Below are 746 nucleotides of genomic sequence, written 5' to 3' on the forward strand. Positions count from 1 at the left end.
AAACAGACAATAGGCAGCAATAGCCCCTAATAAGTTGACGATGAAATTGTCAAAGCATCTATGTCCAGAGTGTTCCACCTGCGCAATGTTCTTAAGTTCATCATTCACCGTTTCTATAATGGCTCTTTTTCTGAGTAAAAGTCTGTCTGAAACACTCATTAAAGCTCCTTTCATGTTACTTTTCAATTTGGTAATAAGCTGTATTCCGTCAACGAAAAGCCTTTGAAAGAGGTTCTTGCTGATGTATCCCTTGTCACCGACCGGCTTACCATAGATGAAATCTATGAATGCTTTGTACTCCAAAGGCTTACGGTCATCAACGTCTCCCGGCGTTATCATAAAGTTGAGAAGTTCTCCTTTCTCATTGCAAATCAAATGCAATTTGAAACCGAAGAACCAACCCATAGAGCATTTTCCTCTTTGAGCTATGCCTTTGAAAACCTTGTGAATATGTATTCTCCGGTTTTTGCAGACATGCAATGGTGTACTGTCAACAAAGCTTATGCCCGTGCATTTGCCCAAGAGGACCTTCTTGATAAACAAGGTTAAGGGTACGGCTACCTCCCTTTCCAATTCTACTAAACGGTTATAAGAAACAACATTGGGAAACAGATGGCGAAGATGCTTGTATACTTTTTCAAGATAGAAATGTTTAAAGCAACGATAACCGGAGTCGTGGAAAAGAATCATTATCAGCATGACTTCGGCCTTTTACATGGTGGAACTTCTATGATATTTTCTTTTCC

1 pseudogene is annotated in these 746 nt (G+C 39.7%); it reads right to left on the reverse strand.

The window, feature by feature from the left end:
• A pseudogene (locus HMPREF0670_RS15140) lies at positions 1–746 on the reverse strand (IS982 family transposase); the annotation flags it as partial.

This window comes from Prevotella sp. oral taxon 317 str. F0108 (assembly GCF_000162415.1).
Taxonomy (GTDB): Bacteria; Bacteroidota; Bacteroidia; order Bacteroidales; family Bacteroidaceae; genus Prevotella; species Prevotella conceptionensis.